The 17,377-nt window shown below is 57.3% G+C and carries 9 protein-coding genes and 1 other RNA gene; 2 read left to right on the top strand and 8 right to left on the bottom strand.

The features are described from left to right. Positions 1-679: 679 nt before the first annotated feature. The 8 genes from ACYZT8_RS09415 to ACYZT8_RS09380 all read right to left on the bottom strand — a co-directional run bounded on the left by ACYZT8_RS09415 (position 680) and on the right by ACYZT8_RS09380 (position 13,235). Complete coding sequence (locus tag ACYZT8_RS09415) at positions 680-1,459, bottom strand: hypothetical protein (protein ID WP_461980532.1); 780 nt, start codon at positions 1,457-1,459, stop codon at positions 680-682. Further along, positions 1,456-3,369 (bottom strand): DEAD/DEAH box helicase family protein, encoded by a 1,914-nt coding sequence (locus ACYZT8_RS09410; RefSeq protein WP_461980530.1) that lies wholly within the window; start codon positions 3,367-3,369, stop codon positions 1,456-1,458. Before ACYZT8_RS09410 ends, ACYZT8_RS09415 begins: the two co-directional genes overlap by 4 nt. 408 nt (positions 3,370-3,777) lie before the next feature. Continuing rightward, an RNA gene (ffs, locus tag ACYZT8_RS09405) (signal recognition particle sRNA small type) lies at positions 3,778-3,874 on the bottom strand. Between the two features lie 327 nt (positions 3,875-4,201). After that, positions 4,202-5,368, bottom strand: a complete 1,167-nt coding sequence (locus ACYZT8_RS09400) for a zinc-binding metallopeptidase family protein (protein ID WP_461980528.1) — start codon at positions 5,366-5,368, stop codon at positions 4,202-4,204. Between the two features lie 154 nt (positions 5,369-5,522). Further along, the gene (ligA, locus tag ACYZT8_RS09395) at positions 5,523-7,880 is read right to left on the bottom strand and encodes an NAD-dependent DNA ligase LigA (RefSeq protein WP_461980526.1); all 2,358 of its coding nucleotides are present in this window, start codon (positions 7,878-7,880) and stop codon (positions 5,523-5,525) included. A 91-nt stretch (positions 7,881-7,971) separates the two neighbouring features. After that, on the bottom strand, positions 7,972-8,826 hold the full coding sequence (gene zipA / locus ACYZT8_RS09390; protein ID WP_461980524.1) for a cell division protein ZipA: 855 nt from the start codon (positions 8,824-8,826) through the stop codon (positions 7,972-7,974). Between the two features lie 258 nt (positions 8,827-9,084). After that, positions 9,085-12,573, bottom strand: a complete 3,489-nt coding sequence (gene smc / locus ACYZT8_RS09385) for a chromosome segregation protein SMC (protein WP_461980522.1) — start codon at positions 12,571-12,573, stop codon at positions 9,085-9,087. A 2-nt stretch (positions 12,574-12,575) separates the two neighbouring features. Beyond that, entirely contained in the window at positions 12,576-13,235 is a 660-nt protein-coding gene (locus tag ACYZT8_RS09380) for a GntR family transcriptional regulator (RefSeq protein ID WP_461957980.1), read from the bottom strand. Between the two features lie 266 nt (positions 13,236-13,501). Between ACYZT8_RS09380 and xdhA the strand changes: the two genes are divergently transcribed. Together xdhA and xdhB are read left to right on the top strand one after the other, a co-directional pair. Further along, complete coding sequence (xdhA, locus tag ACYZT8_RS09375) at positions 13,502-14,956, top strand: xanthine dehydrogenase small subunit (RefSeq protein ID WP_461980520.1); 1,455 nt, start codon at positions 13,502-13,504, stop codon at positions 14,954-14,956. After that, positions 14,949-17,348 carry a xanthine dehydrogenase molybdopterin binding subunit gene (gene xdhB, locus ACYZT8_RS09370; protein WP_461980518.1) on the top strand — a complete coding sequence of 800 codons (2,400 nt, stop codon included), beginning with the start codon at positions 14,949-14,951 and terminating at the stop codon, positions 17,346-17,348. Before xdhA ends, xdhB begins: the two co-directional genes overlap by 8 nt. The last annotated feature ends 29 nt before the right edge of the window (positions 17,349-17,377 follow it).

Below are 17,377 nucleotides of genomic sequence, written 5' to 3'. Positions count from 1 at the left end.
GCGCATTATTATTTTCACATGCAGTTCTACTAGTTGAGTCACCCGCAGCCAAAACTTCGGGCTGGGTGCGCCTAGAGCTATTGATCGCAAAGCTACTTGGCCGACCACTAATGCGTATTCGAGCCAGTGACATCATTTTTCGTCAGAAAGGCCTAAGTAAACTCACCAAAAAATAAGGATGAAGCCAAACCAGGGGATTACATATATTATTTGAATGATTTTTGGCATATCAGCCACCGCCGAACGACTGCTGCCCAGTTTATTTTTAATTATCAGGAGATATTCGTATTTTTAATGAGATACGATACTAAGTTCTAATCACTGAATCAGCCATGCAACAATTATCTCAGCAACTGAGCCAATAACCTGAACCCAAGCTGGGTGTTTGGGCTGCCCAAAGGCAAGTAAAGCAAGAGTCCGATGGGCGCCACCACTGCGAGCGATAGACAGAAAACCCTCACCGCACTTGCCCACTTGAATCTGATGCCGATTCTCCCTCCGAACATACCTTTATCCTAACATTGAAAAATTAGGGCGCATGTACGATTCCATCCCTGCGGTCCACGATGAAAACAATGATAGTGGCGGAAGAGAACTCATACGGCTAGCTGCCTCAGGCACCTAGTCTTTTGAATTATCATGAGAATCGTGAACGCATTTAACAAAGACTAGAAATAGTCTAACGAGTAATTCGCTCGCGAAAAATCTTATCCAAGCACCACTCCACACTCTGATCCTCGTACATATCAAGGTAAATTCGCACTGTCTTTTCGACAAAGGTCGGGCTTTGATTATGCAATTTGCAAAACTCTTTGCATAAATCTTTGATTTTTTTTTCGAGCAAGGCCTTCTCCATATCAGAGAAATAACGTGCCACTGCTCCTTGGATGTCTCCACCCACCTCTAGGAAATACTCTTCAAGCTTATGGATGTTTATCTTATAGGAGCGAGAAGCAAACAGTAAGGCATCGCGTAAATTTTCAAAGATATCACCTAGCACTTCATAGGTTACCCTCTCTTGCACAATCGCGTGACTTCGCTGCCCTTCGTACTCGTAAGAAAAGCCTTTGAAACACAAACGCATGTAAGCCTCCTCCCCCAGGGCTATGCCGGACCGGATGCTTTTTTGAAGAGCAACTGAGAGTTCATCTAGATCATCTTGGTCCCAAGAACTGTAAATCCTCAAAGCCTTCTTATACTTCGAAGATATGCGATTTTTGACGACCTTCACACGTTCCTCAAGACTTGAAGCACTAACAGCTATCAAAAAACCATGACACTCTGCACAACAGGGGATTGCCATCCGCTGAGCGACACCATAGTGCTTCTCATAAATTGCCAAGTATCGCAGCGGTGGTACGCAATCCCGCTGGGTAGCCTCGCATCCACAGTAATAACATAGACCAAAGTTTTCCTGATCCAGGGCGTAGATTGGAAAATACGTATTTTCAATATTCATTTTTGGAGGAAGTGATTGTGCTCATATATTGAAGAGTTGGTAGCCTTTTTCAGAGCAGCATTAATCCGTTCATCTGTCAGTTCTCGACTGAATTCACCACGCTTGACCAAAAACAGAAACGTATCATCGTTAGGCACATTGAACCAACTCGCGAGATCATCAAGCTGTTCTTGAGTCATGCGTTTTTGGGTAGCACCCACGCGTCGGGATTCATTGTATGTACTAAAAATGAAGGCCGATACAGTTTTATCCGCACTGGCAACCCCACCCCCCACCACTACAGTATCGTTAAAAGGATAGCCACGCTCATCGTCAAGTGCCGCCTTAATCTTAAGCAGTCTTTCCTGATATGTACCATGAACCATCGCCTTCTCACGATTATCGTACGTATCACCATTTACCCAGTTGGCGGTCATCCACTTAGCCCCCCTCAACTGTCGAGATGTCTTTACCTCGGGCTGCCCATCCTTAGTCAAGAAGGTACTCCGGATGGCCTGGATGGAATCTAATAATTCCCCATCCTCTGTGTAATCCGCAAAATCAGCAGTAGCGTTTGCCAACTGCGCCGGGACTAACAAATAACTGTCGACCAAGTAGACATCGTCTATTTTTTTTAGGCTTGATGGAGTACGCCCTGCTGAAGTAACCGTAGCTCCCGCATCCAGCCCCCTAACAAGATATTTTCTGCAAATGCTTTCGTATTTCTCTCGCAAGCCAGCAATGTCGTCGGTCGCAGTCGTCGTGCAATGGGACTCTAAGTAATCGAGAACTTCTCCATAGGCGCTCACAGCGTGACGATTAGTGTAATGAACTGCTTTCTGGTTAGAGTGATAACCACATGCCCGACCGATATTAGCCTGCACGACCGCCGCTACGTTGGATATCGTACTGTCCCAAGTGGCTATCAGGCTCCGTTTCATGTCATGGCCAAAGTTGATACCCGCCCGAAAGCCTGCCACCGTGATAGCAACGATTTTCTCATCGAACTGGATAGCCTCTTCATATCTCTGCCGAAACTCGTCGATATCAACCAAGTCTTCTTGGGGCACACCGACTAAGGACTGGCCTATAATGTGGATGTTATGACGACTCAATCCGTGCCTAGCCAGCATATCTTTGGCATCCATCGCAGCTCCACTAGGAACACGCACCAAAGCCCAGCCCGGCTGCTCGCAGTTTACGAGAGTATCAATAAAGGCTTTCCGCTCACTCGAAGCATTCAGGAAGTTGCGAGCCTTACCGTCAAGCGGGTGAACTTGATCATTGGCAAGCATCTTTCGCACGCCATAGTACTCATCGCTGGTCCGATGAAACACCAGCTTTGTCTTAATCTGACGACTAATTATCGATTCCCCTTCTGTGGCCAATAAAGCGCTCAAGGGGGTGGCCGAAATAAAAACGACTTTGCACCCGGTGTTCACTTTCTCAATGTAATCGAACAGTTTTTCATACCGGATTGCTTTGTCGCCGGAGCCGTAATGGCACTCATCGACAATAATTAACTTGGGCGCCTGATGAACAAAGATTTTTTCAATATCTCTTTCGAAATGCGTCAAATTTGAGACAACCAAATTCCCTGCCAGCTTGAGATCCTCTCTGGCCTGCGCCAATAGCGAGACATCGGCCATAGTCATGATGTAAAGAGAATCTTTTAATAGCTGCTGACTGACAATATCTTCATCCGACAGACTTAGCCTCTGAAGAGAGGCAATGGCGAGAGAGACACCAGATTTTCCGGACTGCATTTCGGCAGCCAGAATTACCGCTCGGGTTTTACCCTTCAGCCCAGAAAACGCATTTTGGGCCGCGAGTAACTGGTGATCGTAGACAGTCGTAAGGGCGGATCTGACCAGACTACGCTGTTTTTCGACACGACTGTGCTTGGCGTCAGAAGGAATGACAACATCCATATACATCTTCCTAATATAGAAATTGCCACAGCATCGCCCAAATCACCCATCCTTGCAATGCAGGATCACCGGGCACTTCTAGCGAAAAATCCCCCCACACAATTTTACGCACATTGCCAAAAACCACTCTGTAAACCGTTGCCTACAACCCTTGTTATGTGAATGGCGGAAATAGGAACTTGAACCCAACCCACAGCAAGGAACACGACGAGGTTTTGAATCTCCTCGCTCATCCACCGACAGCTTACCGACGACAATGCAAACTGGATGACTTCAATGGTGAGGAAAAATATACATGATAGGATTGCAATCGCAGTGCACCACTTTGGTGTCACTAAACGCTGTCACACTTCGAGATTTTTTACTGACAAATCCTTGTAGAATCAAGGACTTAGAGATAGGTGGTAACCCCACCAGCCACACCCCGGCACACAATGTTCCCGCTGTGGCTGCTTCCTTCCGGATCTGACCAGGTTCACGGGTAATCGTTGCGGGGGGACCGATGGGGTCACCATAACGACGCTCACCTGACGGCGAGCCGCGCCATTGTACCTATCTGAGACGAAGTTACAACCGTTCGGGGGGATTAAAAAACATGTGCTGCTTCAAGGACATGCAAAACCCGAAGAACACCGCAGCCCTGTAGCAGCTGTCGAGCCTGCGAGGCTGCGTTCGGCTCGGTCCGCGCTCGGGCGAAGCAGTCGTTTATCCGGCACTCTCGGTTTTACCTGCAAAACCGCGCCGCCTGATTTTGCGACTGCTTCGCCCGAGCGCGGACCGAGCCGAACGCAGCCTCGCAAGCTCGACAGCTGCTACAAGCGGATGCAGGTGGTTACAGGTCTTGCAACACCTCATCCGCCCTGCCGCCCTCTTGCTGGATCACCAGGTGGATGAAGTGCAGCTTGGCAATCACCGCTGGCGGCAGGACGAACGGATAGAAATCCGGCTGGCCCATGCTGCGAGACAGCTCATTAAGCATGCCCGCCAGTTCGATCCACGCGTTGACGAACGACAGGAACGCCGCACCACCAGGATGCTGTGGATCGTAGAGGGTCTCGGACGGAAATCGCTGGTAGTCGAAATCCATCTCCCGCGCGCTCATGCCAAACCCCAGTGCCGTGTCCACCGCGTCCATCATGTGCAGGTAATGCGCCCAGGTTTCCGCCCAGTCCTCCCACGGATGCATGGTGGCGTAGGCGCTGACGCATTGTTGCTGCCAGTCAAGTGGTGCGCCTTGTTGGTAATGGCGCTCCAGAGCGTCGGCGTAGCTGACACGCTCATCGCCGAACAGGCTGCGGAACGGTTCCAACCAGTGACTGTTGGCGATCAACCGGTCCCAGTAGTAATGCCCAACTTCATGTCGAAAATGCCCGAGCAGCGTTCGATAAGGCTCGTGCATTTGCACCCGGACCTTTTCGCGGTGGGCGTCGTCGGCTTCCTTGATATCGAGGGTGATCAGACCGTTGGCGTGCCCCGTGGTCGGCGGCTTGCCTTCAAGGTCGACACCGATGAAGTCGAAGGCCAGGCCGGTCTGTTCGTCGACGGATTTTGGAATCACCTGTAAACCGAGGCTGATCAACTGTGCAACCAGACGACGCTTGGCGGTTTCGACCTTGCGCCAACGGTCGTGGTTTTCGGCAATCGACAAGTCAGGGATGGTGCGATTCAAGCTACAGGCGATGCACAACGCATCGTGGTCATTGGCCGGCAGCAGCCAATTGCACGCAGCGGGAGAGTCGAGGTTGGCGCAGCGCCGGAACAGGCCGGCTTCGGGATCGGCGTCGAGCAGCCAGGTGTCCGCCTGCAAGCCTGGCTGCAGCGACGACAAGCGGCTCTGCTCCGGCTGATAACCCAGCGCTGCCGAACAGGCCAGGCACTGGCTGTTGCGAAAGAACAACGACTGCCCGCAGCGGCAATGCCAGACCTTGCTGTTGCGCGAACTTTCGCCCATGAAGGGCGCGGCGATGCGTGAGCTGAGCTGTTCGAAAAAGCGGTACATGGCGATCTCTCCCTGGGGCTTGCCAAGACTAGATCATTCCCTGACAAGGATCGTTCCCACGCTCTGCGTGGGAATGCCGCCCCGGACGCTCCGCGTCCGCTGTGACGCGGAGCGTCACGGGATGCGTTACCACGCAGAGCGTGGGAACGATCAACTAAACCGCAATACCGTGCTTACTCAGAAACTCGACAAACGCCTCTTCATCGAGAACCTTCAGTCCCAGCTCATTAGCCTTGGTCAGTTTTGAGCCAGCACCCGGCCCAGCCACCACGCAATGGGTCTTGGCCGACACCGAACCCGCCACCTTGGCACCGAGGCTTTCGAGTTTGTCCTTGGCGATATCACGGCTCATCAATTCCAGCGAACCGGTCAGCACCCAAGTCTGACCAGCCAGCGGCAGGCCTTCGACGACCTTCTTCTCGCTCTGCCAGTGCATGCCGAAATCGCGCAGCTGCTTTTCAGCAGCCTCGGCAATCTGGCGATTTTCTGCCACGGCAAAAAACTCGCGAACCGAGTTCGCCTGCTTCTCCGGCAATGCCTGACGCATGTCCAGCCAGTCAGCGTCGAACACGCCTTTCAGCGAACCGAACTTGTCCGCCAGCTTCTGCGCCCCGCCCGGCCCGACCGAAGGAATGTGCAGCTTGTCGAGGAAACCGCCCAGCGTGGTGCTGGCGGCAAACTCGGCACCCAGCTCGCCCTGATCCTGAATCTGCATGCCGTGCTTGAGCAGATCCGCAATCACCTGCTGGTTATGCGCATCTTCAAAGAAGCTGTGAATCTCGTGAGCCACTTCCAGGCCGACATCCGGCAAGTACGTCAGCACTTGCGGCAACGCTTGTTGAACCCGCTCCAGCGCGCCGAGAGAACGCGCCAGCACCTTGGCCGTCTCTTCGCCGACATCCGGTATCCCGAGGGCGTAGATAAACCGTGCAAGGCTCGGCTGCTTGCTGTCTTCAATGGCGCCGAGCAGGTTTTTGCTCGACAGCTCGGCGAAGCCTTCCAGATCGACGATTTGTTCGAACGTCAGGGCGAACAGATCGGCCGGCGAATTCACCAGCCCTTCGTCCACCAACTGCTCGACGCTCTTCTCGCCGAGACCTTCAATGTCCATTGCGCGACGAGAGACGAAGTGAATGATCGCCTGCTTGAGTTGCGCGCCGCAGGCCAGTCGACCGACGCAGCGATAGACCGCGCCTTCGCTGACGGTCTCGCGACCCTTGCTGCGCTTGACCAACTGCGTGCGCTCGACATGCGAGCCGCAGACCGGGCACTTCTCGGGAATCTGCACCGCACGCGCGTCGTCCGGACGGCGCTCCATGACCACCTGCACCACTTGCGGAATCACGTCACCCGCGCGACGAATGATCACGGTATCGCCAATCATCAGGCCCAGACGCGCCACTTCATCCATGTTGTGCAAGGTCGCATTGGCCACGGTGACCCCGGCGACCTTGACCGGCTTCAAGCGCGCCACCGGAGTCACGGCGCCGGTGCGGCCGACCTGGAATTCCACGTCGAGCAGTTCGGTGAGTTCTTCCATGGCCGGGAATTTATGGGCAATCGCCCAACGCGGCTCACGAGCGCGGAAACCCAGTTCACGCTGGGACGCGATGCTGTTGACTTTGAACACCACGCCATCGATTTCATAGGCCAGCCCGTTGCGGCGCTCACCGATGTCGCGGTAGTAATCCAGGCACTCGTCAATGCCGTGCGCCAGTTTCAGCTCACGACTGATCGGCATGCCCCATGCCTGGAGCTGCTTGAGATTGCCAATGTGCGTGTCGGCAATATCGGCCGAAGTCTGGCCGATGCCATAGCAGCAGAATTCCAGCGGACGGTTGGCGGTGATCTTCGAATCCAGTTGCCGCAGGCTGCCTGCCGCCGCGTTGCGCGGGTTGGCGAAGGTCTTGCCGCCGACTTCCAGTTGCGTGGCGTTCAGGCGCTCGAAACCGGCCTTGGACATGAACACTTCGCCGCGCACTTCCAGGGTCGCCGGCCAGCCCGTGCCTTGCAGCTTGAGCGGGATATTGCGCACGGTGCGCACGTTGACGCTGATGTCTTCGCCGGTGGTGCCGTCGCCACGTGTCGCGCCGCGTACCAATACGCCGTCCTGATAAAGCAGGCTGACCGCCAGGCCATCGAGCTTCGGTTCGCAGCTGTATTCCACCGCCGCGCCGTCGCCAAACAAGTCGCCGGCCGGCAGGTCGAGGCCTTCAGTCACCCGGCGATCGAACTCGCGCATGTCGGTTTCTTCGAAGGCGTTGCCGAGGCTGAGCATCGGCACTTCGTGACGCACCTGAGTGAACGCCGACAGCGCCGCGCTGCCGACGCGCTGAGTCGGCGAGTCGCTGGTGATCAAGTCCGGATTGGCCGCTTCAAGGGCCTTGAGCTCGTGGAACAACCGATCGTATTCGACGTCCGGAATGCTCGGCTCGTCCAGCACGTGATAACGGTAGTTGTGCTGATCCAACTCAGCGCGCAGTTCTAGAATGCGGGTTTTGGCGGCGGTCATGGGTGTTCTCTCATAAAGCAAAAGAGCAGCCGAGGCTGCTCAATCTATTTTGCTGATCGTCCCGCGCACGGCGCGGGAACAACCTTTTGAATCAACGCTTCTGGGTCAGGGCGCGACGTTCGAATTCAACGATGCGCTGACGGTAGTGTTCAATCGTCTGGGCGGTCAGCACGCTGCGCTGGTCGTCTTTCAGTTCGCCGTTCAGCTCCTGAGACAGTTTGCGCGCCGCAGCCACCATCACGTCGAACGCTTGCTTCGGATGACGCGGGCCTGGCAGGCCGAGGAAGAAGCTCACCGCCGGCGTGCTGAAGTGGTCGATGTCGTCCAGATCGAAGATGCCCGGCTTGACCGCATTGGCCATGGAGAACAGGACTTCACCGTTGCCAGCCATGCTTTCGTGGCGGTGGAAAATATCCATCTCGCCAAAACGCAGACCGCTTTCCAGAATGTTCTGCAACAACGCCGGGCCTTTGAAGCCGGCCGCGTCACGGCAGATCACGCTGATCACCAGCACTTCTTCGGCTTGCGGTTGTTCCTTGTCGCTGACCGAAGGCGAGGCCTTGGTGTCATCCGGGAAATCGTCGTCACGGCTGCTGAAGCTCGGGCCGCCGTCGAGGTCCAGGCTGAGGTTCATGTCGCCCTGGGAAGGCTCGCCGTGGCTACGCTTGCCGCGCTTGGAACCCGATTCACGCGGTTCACGGGCAGGCATGCTGACCGACGGCAGATCGTGCTCGTCCAGTTGCGGTTCTTTATGATTATCCAGGACGCGGGGCGGGCCCAATAGCTCGGCGCTGGTGTCCTCGTCCGGCAGGTTGGACAAACTTCGGTCAAGACGGAATTTCAGTTTTCCCTTGCCGCCGCGCATGCGACGCCAGCCATCGAAAAGAATACCGGCAATGACAATAATGCCGATGACGATCAGCCACTCGCGCAGACCGATTTCCATGTAATCCCGTGCCTCTATAAAAAATGCTGAAAAATAAGGGGTTTACAACTCGCAAACCGCTTTAAAACGTGGCGCCAACTCTATGTTCTGACAGGCGTTTTGCCCACGCATACGAAAAATTGACATTAAACTAGCACGACCAAAGGTAACTTTACACCGTCTGTCACATTGGCTTGCGCGAATATGTCGATTGGCCAGCAAGTCGAGGCAGGTAAAAAAGTCCTACAGACTAAAAATACTTGCCCTACAAGCGCCGACTCAGGCCTCCACCATCGCCATCGCCTCCTCGACATCCACTGCCACCAAACGCGAACAACCCGGTTCATGCATCGTCACACCCATCAATTGCTCGGCCATTTCCATGGCGATCTTGTTGTGGGTGATATAGATGAACTGCACCGTCTGCGACATCTCTTTGACCAGCCGTGCGTAGCGTCCAACGTTAGCGTCATCCAATGGCGCATCCACTTCATCGAGCATGCAGAACGGCGCCGGATTCAACTTGAAGATGGCAAATACCAGGGCCAATGCGGTCAGGGCTTTTTCGCCACCAGAGAGCAAATGGATGGTGCTGTTCTTCTTTCCTGGCGGCTGCGCCATGATCGTTACCCCTGTATCGAGTAGATCTTCGCCCGTCAGTTCCAAATACGCGCGTCCCCCACCGAAAACTTTTGGGAATAACGCCTGTAAACCGCCATTGATCTGATCAAAGGTATCTTTGAAACGGTTTCGGGTTTCCTTGTCGATTTTGCGAATTACGTTTTCAAGCGTGTCCAGCGCTTCCACCAGATCGTCGTTCTGCGCATCCAGATAACGTTTACGCTCGGATTGTTGCGTGTATTCGTCGATGGCCGCCAAGTTGATCGCACCGAGGCGCTGAATGCGCGCGGCAATGCGTTCGAGTTCTTCTTCGGCGTCCTTCTCGCTGGCCTCGGCTGTCAGCGTGGCGAGCACGCCGTGCAGGTCGTAGCCGTCTTCCAGCAACTGATCTTCAAGGGTCTTGCGGCGCACGGTCAGGGCTTGCCATTCCATGCGCTGGGTTTCCATCTGCCCACGAATCAACTGCGATTGCTGCTCGGCCTGGTTGCGACGTTTTTCCGCATCGCGCAATTCACGGTCAGAGTCTTCCAGCGCGATCTGCGCCGTCTTCAGTTCTTCGTCGACGGTCATGCGCTTGTCGAGCAACTCTTCGAGTTTCAGGCGCAGTTCTTCCAACGGCGCTTCGCCCTCCTCCAGATTGAGGCTTAGCTGTTCGCGCTTTTCGGTCAGGCGCTCGGACTGCATTTCCAGCCGCTCCAGCGCCTGACGCGTGGAGTCGTGTTGCGCCTTGAGCGAGCCCAGACGCACCGCCAATTGATGGGCGTGATCCTTGTGCTGCCGGGCCTCTTGACGCACCCGATCAAGTCGCTCGCGCAGGCTGTCGCGCTGGGCCAGCAGCAACTCGCGTTGCTCGGTGTCCAGCGCCATGGCGTCAAGGGCGTCCTGCAATTGCAGGCGCGCTTCGCCGATGTTTTCGTGCTCCAGCGCGCGCTGCTCGGCCAGCTCGGTGAGTTCTTCATCGAGCCGCGTCCGGCGCAACGTCAGTTGTTCAACCTTGGCTTTGCCGGCAGACAACTGGGCTTTCAATTCGCCTTGTTGACGCGCTTCGTCTTGCAGCAAACGACGCAAATGTTCGCGGCCGTTTTCCTGCTGACGCTGCTGCGCCCTGAGATTTTGAAGTCGGGTTTCCAGGGTTTCGACCGTGGCTTCGCGCTCTTCGCGCTCTATGCTCAGACGCTGGATTTCCTGACCACGAGCGAGCACCCCGCTTTCCGCTTCGCTGGCCCGACGGACACGCAGAAAGTGTCGACCGACCCAATAGCCGTCGCGACTGATCAAACTCTGGCCGGCGGCCAACTGACCGCGCAACGCCAACGCCTGTTCGAGGCTTTCGACCGGTTTGACCTGCCCCAACCAAGGCGACAGATCGATCTGTGCTTCGACTTTATCGAGCAGGCTGCCGGGCACGCGCACGCCATCGCTCGCCGGGCTGAGCAAACGCAAATCGCCCTGAGCAAAACCGGCCAGGTCGAAATCGCCGAAGTCATCCACCAGCACCGCTTGCAGGTCGGCGCCGAGCACGGTTTCCACCGCCAGCTCCCAACCCGCTTCAACCTTCAGGCCTTCGGCCAGACGCGGACGGTCTGCCAGATGCTGTTCGCGCAGCCATTCAGCGGTGCCGGTGCCCGGATCGAGCGCGGCTTGCTGCAAGGCTTCAAGGGACGCGAGGCGACCGTTGAGGCGCTGCAAATCGCCTTGGGCCTGTTGTTGATTTTGCAGGGCCAACTGCAATTCCTGACGCAGTTGCTCAAGGCGCTCGACCTGAGCTTCTTCGCTGGCCTGCAAATCTTCGAGGGTCGCTTCGCTCGCGGCCAGTTGCTCGCTGAGCTCCATGATCGCTGCATCTTCCGGGTCCGCCGAGAGCAACGCGCGCTCTTCGCCGAGGCGCTTCTGTCGATCGGCCAATCGCTCCATGCTGGTTTCGAGTTGCTGGATGCGAGACTGCTGAACTTCTGATTGACGACGCGGCTCGGCGGCGGTCAGGTTGAACGTGTCCCACTGTTCTTGCCAGCCGTGCATGGTGGTTTCGGATTCTTCCAGCGCGGCGGCGGCTTCTTCGGCGGCGGCGCTGGTGACTTCCTGCTCCGGTGTGAGCATGTCCAGCTCTTCGCCGAGGGTCAGCAGCAACGTGCGGTCGTGGCCCAGGTGCGATTCGGTTTCCAGACGCGCGCGCTCGGCTTCTTTCAGATCGTCCTGCAATTGGCGCAGGCGTTGCTGGCCGTGCTGAATGCTCTGCTCGACCCGGGCGATGTCGCCGCCGACCGAATAGAAGCGTCCCTGCACCAGATTGAAGCGCTCTGACAGGTCATGGTGCCCGTCACGGAAGCGTTCGATGCTGGCGTCGGCGTTACGTTGCTCGGCGACCAAGGCTTCGAAGGTGACTTCCTGATTACCGATGACCGCTTCGCGCTGCCCGACCTGCTCGTTCAACGCCTGCCAGCGCAGGGCCGACAGCTGGGCCTTGAGCTGACGCTCCTCGCCTTTGTATTCCTGATACTTCTTGGCAGCCTCGGCCTGGCGGTGCAAACGCTCCAACTGACGCTCAAGCTCTTCGCGCAGGTCGGTAAGGCGGGCCAGGTTTTCGTGGGTGCGGCGAATGCGGTTCTCGGTCTCGCGCCGACGTTCCTTGTACTTGGAGATGCCGGCCGCTTCTTCGATGAAGTTACGCAGGTCTTCGGGCTTGGACTCGATCAGCTTGGAGATCATCCCCTGCTCGATGATCGAATAGCTGCGCGGGCCCAGGCCGGTGCCGAGGAAGATGTCGGTGATGTCGCGACGACGGCATTTGGTGCCGTTGAGGTAGTAGGTGGTCTGGCTGTCGCGGGTCACTTTGCGGCGAATGGAAATTTCCGCATAGGCGGCGTATTCGCCAAGCAGGGTGCCGTCGGAGTTATCGAACACCAGCTCGATACTCGCCTGACTGACTGGCTTACGGCTGGTCGAGCCGTTGAAGATGACGTCGGTCATCGACTCGCCGCGCAAGTTCTTCGCCGAACTTTCGCCCATCACCCAGCGAACGGCGTCGATGATGTTCGACTTGCCGCAGCCATTGGGCCCGACCACGGCCGCCATGTTGCTGGGGAAGTTCACCGTGGTCGGGTCGACGAAGGATTTGAACCCTGCCAGTTTTATGCACTTGAGCCGCACGCTTAAGCGTCCGTCAGGGCAGAAACCACCAGATCGCAGCTGCGCTGGGCATAGGCCGTCAGCACTTCGCGGATCTGCGGAAAGTCACGGGCCAGTACGGCGGCGAGCAAACGTTCGAACAGTTCGAGGAACTCGCTCATCGATGCCTTGCGCTGGTCCAGGGCGAGGAAATACGCGCGGCTCATGGCCGGCTGCAGATTCTCGACGGTTTCCTGCAAGTACGGATTGTTGGCGAACGGATACGCGGCGCGCATCACGTTGAAGCTGTCATCGACGAAGGTGCGGATGTCCTGACGCTCGTAGCTGGCGGCCAGGCGCTGCTGAATCTGCACGAACGGCGCCATGTCAGCCTGGACTTGCCAGCCCTTGGCGACGGCATTACCGAGCAGGATGTACAGCTCGCTCATCAGCGTGCACAGGCTCTGCACCTTGTGGGCGGTGAGTTCGGTCACGTGGGCACCGCGTCGCGGCAGGATCGCGATCAGGTGGCGGCGCTCAAGGATCAGCAAGGCCTCACGGACCGATCCGCGGCTGACATTGAGGGCCAGCGTGACCTTCTGTTCCTGGATGCGCTCCCCGGGCTTCATTTCGCCACGAATGATGCGTTCGGCGAGGTGGTGAGCAATTTGCTCGGCGAGGCTGTCCGGCGCCTTGAACGTCATGGTTGTCCTTCAAACTCTTCGATCTGCACAAGCGGCGCAGTGTAGCGCACATGAAGGGTCATGGCGGAGTGCCCACTCAGCGGTTTTTGGCACGAATCAAGCAAAAAGCAGGCTAACCCGCGAGGGTCAATAATGAAGGAACGAGTCGTTGATCGACAAAACATGCTTTCCTGACCTTTAAGTCAGAAAATCATTGACCGCAAAGTCAGACCTGATAAATTCGGTTCAAGTCGGTTAACAACAATAATGAGTCTGCGAGGCCTTCCGTGATCCAGTTTTTACTTAACCAGGAACTCCGTAGCGAGCACGCCCTGGACCCAAACCTGACCGTGCTCAATTATCTGCGCGACCATGTGGGCAAACCCGGCACCAAAGAAGGCTGCGCCAGCGGTGACTGTGGCGCCTGCACCGTGGTGGTCGGCGAGCTGCAAACGGATGACGATGGCCGCGAACACATTCGCTATCGCAGCCTCAACTCGTGCCTGACGTTCGTTTCGTCATTGCACGGCAAACAACTGATCAGCGTCGAAGACCTCAAGCACAAAGGCGAACTGCACAGCGTGCAGAAAGCCATGGTCGAGTGCCACGGCTCGCAATGCGGCTTCTGCACCCCGGGCTTCGTGATGTCGTTGTTCGCGCTGCAAAAGAACAGTGATCAACCGGACTCGCATAAAGCGCACGAAGCGCTGGCCGGCAACCTCTGCCGCTGCACCGGTTATCGGCCGATTCTGCAAGCCGCCGAGCAGTCCTGCTGCGGCAAACAGCCGGATCAGTTCGATGCTCGCGAAGCCGACACCATCGCTCGCCTGAAAGCCATCGCCCCTACCGACATCGGTGAACTCAACAGTGGCGACAAGCGCTGCCTGGTGCCGCTGACTGTGGCCGATCTGGCCGACCTCTACGATGCTTATCCACAGGCCCGGCTGCTGGCAGGCGGTACGGATCTGGCGCTGGAAGTCACCCAGTTTCATCGCACGCTGCCGGTGATGATCTACGTCGGCAATGTCGCCGAGATGAAGCGCATCGAACGCTTCGACGACCGCCTGGAAATCGGCGCCGCAACTGCCCTTTCCGATTGCTACGAAGCCCTGAAAGCCGAGTACCCGGATTTCGGCGAATTGCTGCAACGCTTCGCTTCCTTGCAGATCCGCAACCAAGGCACCCTCGGCGGCAACATCGGCAACGCCTCGCCAATCGGTGACTCGCCACCGCTGCTAATCGCGTTGGGCGCGCAGATCGTTTTGTGCAAAGGCGAAACCCGCCGCACGATGGCCCTTGAAGATTACTTCATCGATTACCGCGTAACGGCTCGTCAGGAAAGCGAGTTCATCGAGAAGATCATCGTGCCCCGCGCCAGTGCCGAACAACTGTTCCGGGCGTACAAGGTTTCCAAGCGTCTGGACGATGATATTTCCGCGGTCTGCGCGGCGTTCAACCTGCGCATCGACAACGGTGTCATCGCGGATGCCCGCGTGGCGTTCGGCGGCATGGCCGCGATTCCGAAACGCGCGAATAACTGCGAAACCGTATTGCTCGGCGCGCCGTTCAACAACGCCACCGTCGAGCGTGCCTGCGCCGCACTGGCCGAAGATTTCACGCCGCTCTCGGACTTCCGCGCCAGCAAGGAATACCGCCTGCTCAGCGCGCAGAACCTGCTGCGCAAATACTTCATCGAACTGCAAACGCCGCACATCGAGACTCGGGTGACCGCTTATGTCTAACCATCACGCCGTAGAGAAGACCCAGGCCGAACTGGCTGAACTGTTCGCCAAGGACCTGACCACCGGTGTCGGCCGCAGCGTCAAGCACGACAGCGCCGCCAAGCATGTGTCCGGCGAAGCGCAGTACATCGACGACCGACTGGAATTCCCCAATCAGCTGCACGTTTACGCACGCCTGTCGGACCGTGCCCACGCGAAAATTATCAGCATCGACACCAAGCCGTGCTACGCCTTTGAAGGCGTGCGTATCGCTATCACCCACGAGGATGTACCGGGTCTGAAAGACATCGGCCCGCTGATGCCCGGTGACCCGTTGCTGGCCATCGACACCGTACAGTTCGTCGGTCAGGTGGTCATGGCCGTCGCCGCCCGTGACCTGGAGACCGCACGCAAAGCCGCCATGGCCGCGGTGATCGAATACGAAGACCTGGAACCGGTGCTGGACGTAGTCGAGGCCTTTCGCAAAAAGCATTTCGTGCTGGACAGCCACACCCATGAGCGCGGTGATTCGGCGGGCGCGTTGACGACAGCAAAAAATCGTATCCAGGGCACGCTGCACATCGGCGGCCAGGAGCACTTCTACCTCGAAACCCAGATCTCGTCGGTGATGCCGACTGAAGACGGCGGGATGATCGTCTACTGCTCCACGCAGAACCCCACTGAAGTACAGAAACTGGTGGCCGAAGTGCTGGACGTGTCGATGAACAAAATCGTCGTCGACATGCGCCGTATGGGCGGTGGTTTTGGTGGCAAGGAAACCCAGGCTGCCAGCCCGGCCTGCCTGTGCGCGGTGATTGCGCGCCTGACCGGCCAGCCGACCAAAATGCGCCTTCCGCGTGTTGAAGACATGCTGATGACCGGCAAGCGTCACCCGTTCTACGTCGAGTACGACGTGGGCTTCGACGACAGCGGGCGCCTACACGGCATCCAGCTGGAACTGGCGGGTAACTGCGGCTGCTCGCCGGACCTGTCGAACTCGATTGTCGATCGCGCGATGTTCCACGCCGACAACTCGTACTACCTGGGCGATGCGACCATCAACGGTCACCGCTGCAAGACCAACACCGCGTCGAACACTGCTTACCGTGGCTTCGGCGGCCCGCAAGGCATGGTCGCCATCGAAGAAGTGATGGACGCGATTGCTCGCCATCTGGCCCTCGACCCACTGGCGGTGCGCAAGGCCAACTACTATGGCAAGACCGAGCGTAACGTCACTCATTACTACCAGACCGTCGAGCACAACATGCTTGAGGAAATGACCGCCGAACTGGAAGAAAGCAGCCAGTACGCCGAGCGCCGCGAAGCGATCCGTCGCTACAACGCCAACAGCCCGATCCTGAAAAAAGGCCTGGCGCTGACCCCGGTGAAATTCGGCATTTCCTTCACCGCCAGCTTCCTCAACCAGGCCGGCGCGCTGGTCCACGTCTACACCGACGGCAGCATCCACCTGAACCATGGCGGCACTGAAATGGGCCAGGGTTTGAACACCAAGGTTGCCCAGGTGGTGGCCGAAGTGTTCCAGGTTGAAATGGACCGGGTGCAGATCACCGCGACCAACACCGACAAGGTGCCAAACACCTCGCCGACGGCCGCTTCCAGCGGCGCCGACCTGAATGGTAAAGCGGCACAGAACGCGGCTGAAATCATCAAGAAACGCCTCGTGGAATTCGCAGCGCGGCAGTACAAGGTCAGCGAAGAAGACGTGGAATTCCACAACGGCCACGTGCGCGTTCGCGATCACATCCTGACGTTTGAAGCGCTGATCCAGCAGGCGTATTTCGCCCAGGTGTCGCTGTCGAGCACCGGCTTCTACAAGACCCCGAAAATCTTCTACGACCGCAGTCAGGCCCGTGGTCGGCCGTTCTACTACTACGCCTTCGGTGCAGCCTGTTGCGAGGTGATCATCGACACCCTGACCGGCGAGTACAAAATGCTCCGTACCGACATCCTCCACGACGTCGGCGACTCGCTTAACCCGGCCATCGACATCGGCCAGGTCGAGGGCGGTTTCATCCAGGGCATGGGGTGGCTGACCATGGAAGAGCTGGTGTGGAACAACAAAGGCAAACTGATGACCAACGGCCCGGCCAGCTACAAAATCCCCGCCGTGGCAGACATGCCGCTGGACCTGCGGGTGAAGCTGGTGGAAAACCGCAAGAACCCGGAAGACACGGTGTTCCATTCCAAGGCCGTGGGTGAGCCTCCGTTCATGCTCGGCATCGCGTCGTGGTGTGCGATCAAGGATGCGGTGGCCAGCCTGGGCGACTACAAGCATCAGCCGAAAATCGATGCGCCGGCGACGCCGGAGCGGGTGTTGTGGGGGTGTGAGCAGATGCGGCAGTTGAAGGCGGCGAAGGCTGCCGAAACCGAAGTCGAGTTGGCTTCGCTCTGATACCGAGGCGCGGCCAATCGCTAGCAGGC

This window comes from Pseudomonas sp. LB3P93, assembly GCF_054898025.1.
This window is presented reverse-complemented; position numbering and strand designations above follow the sequence as displayed.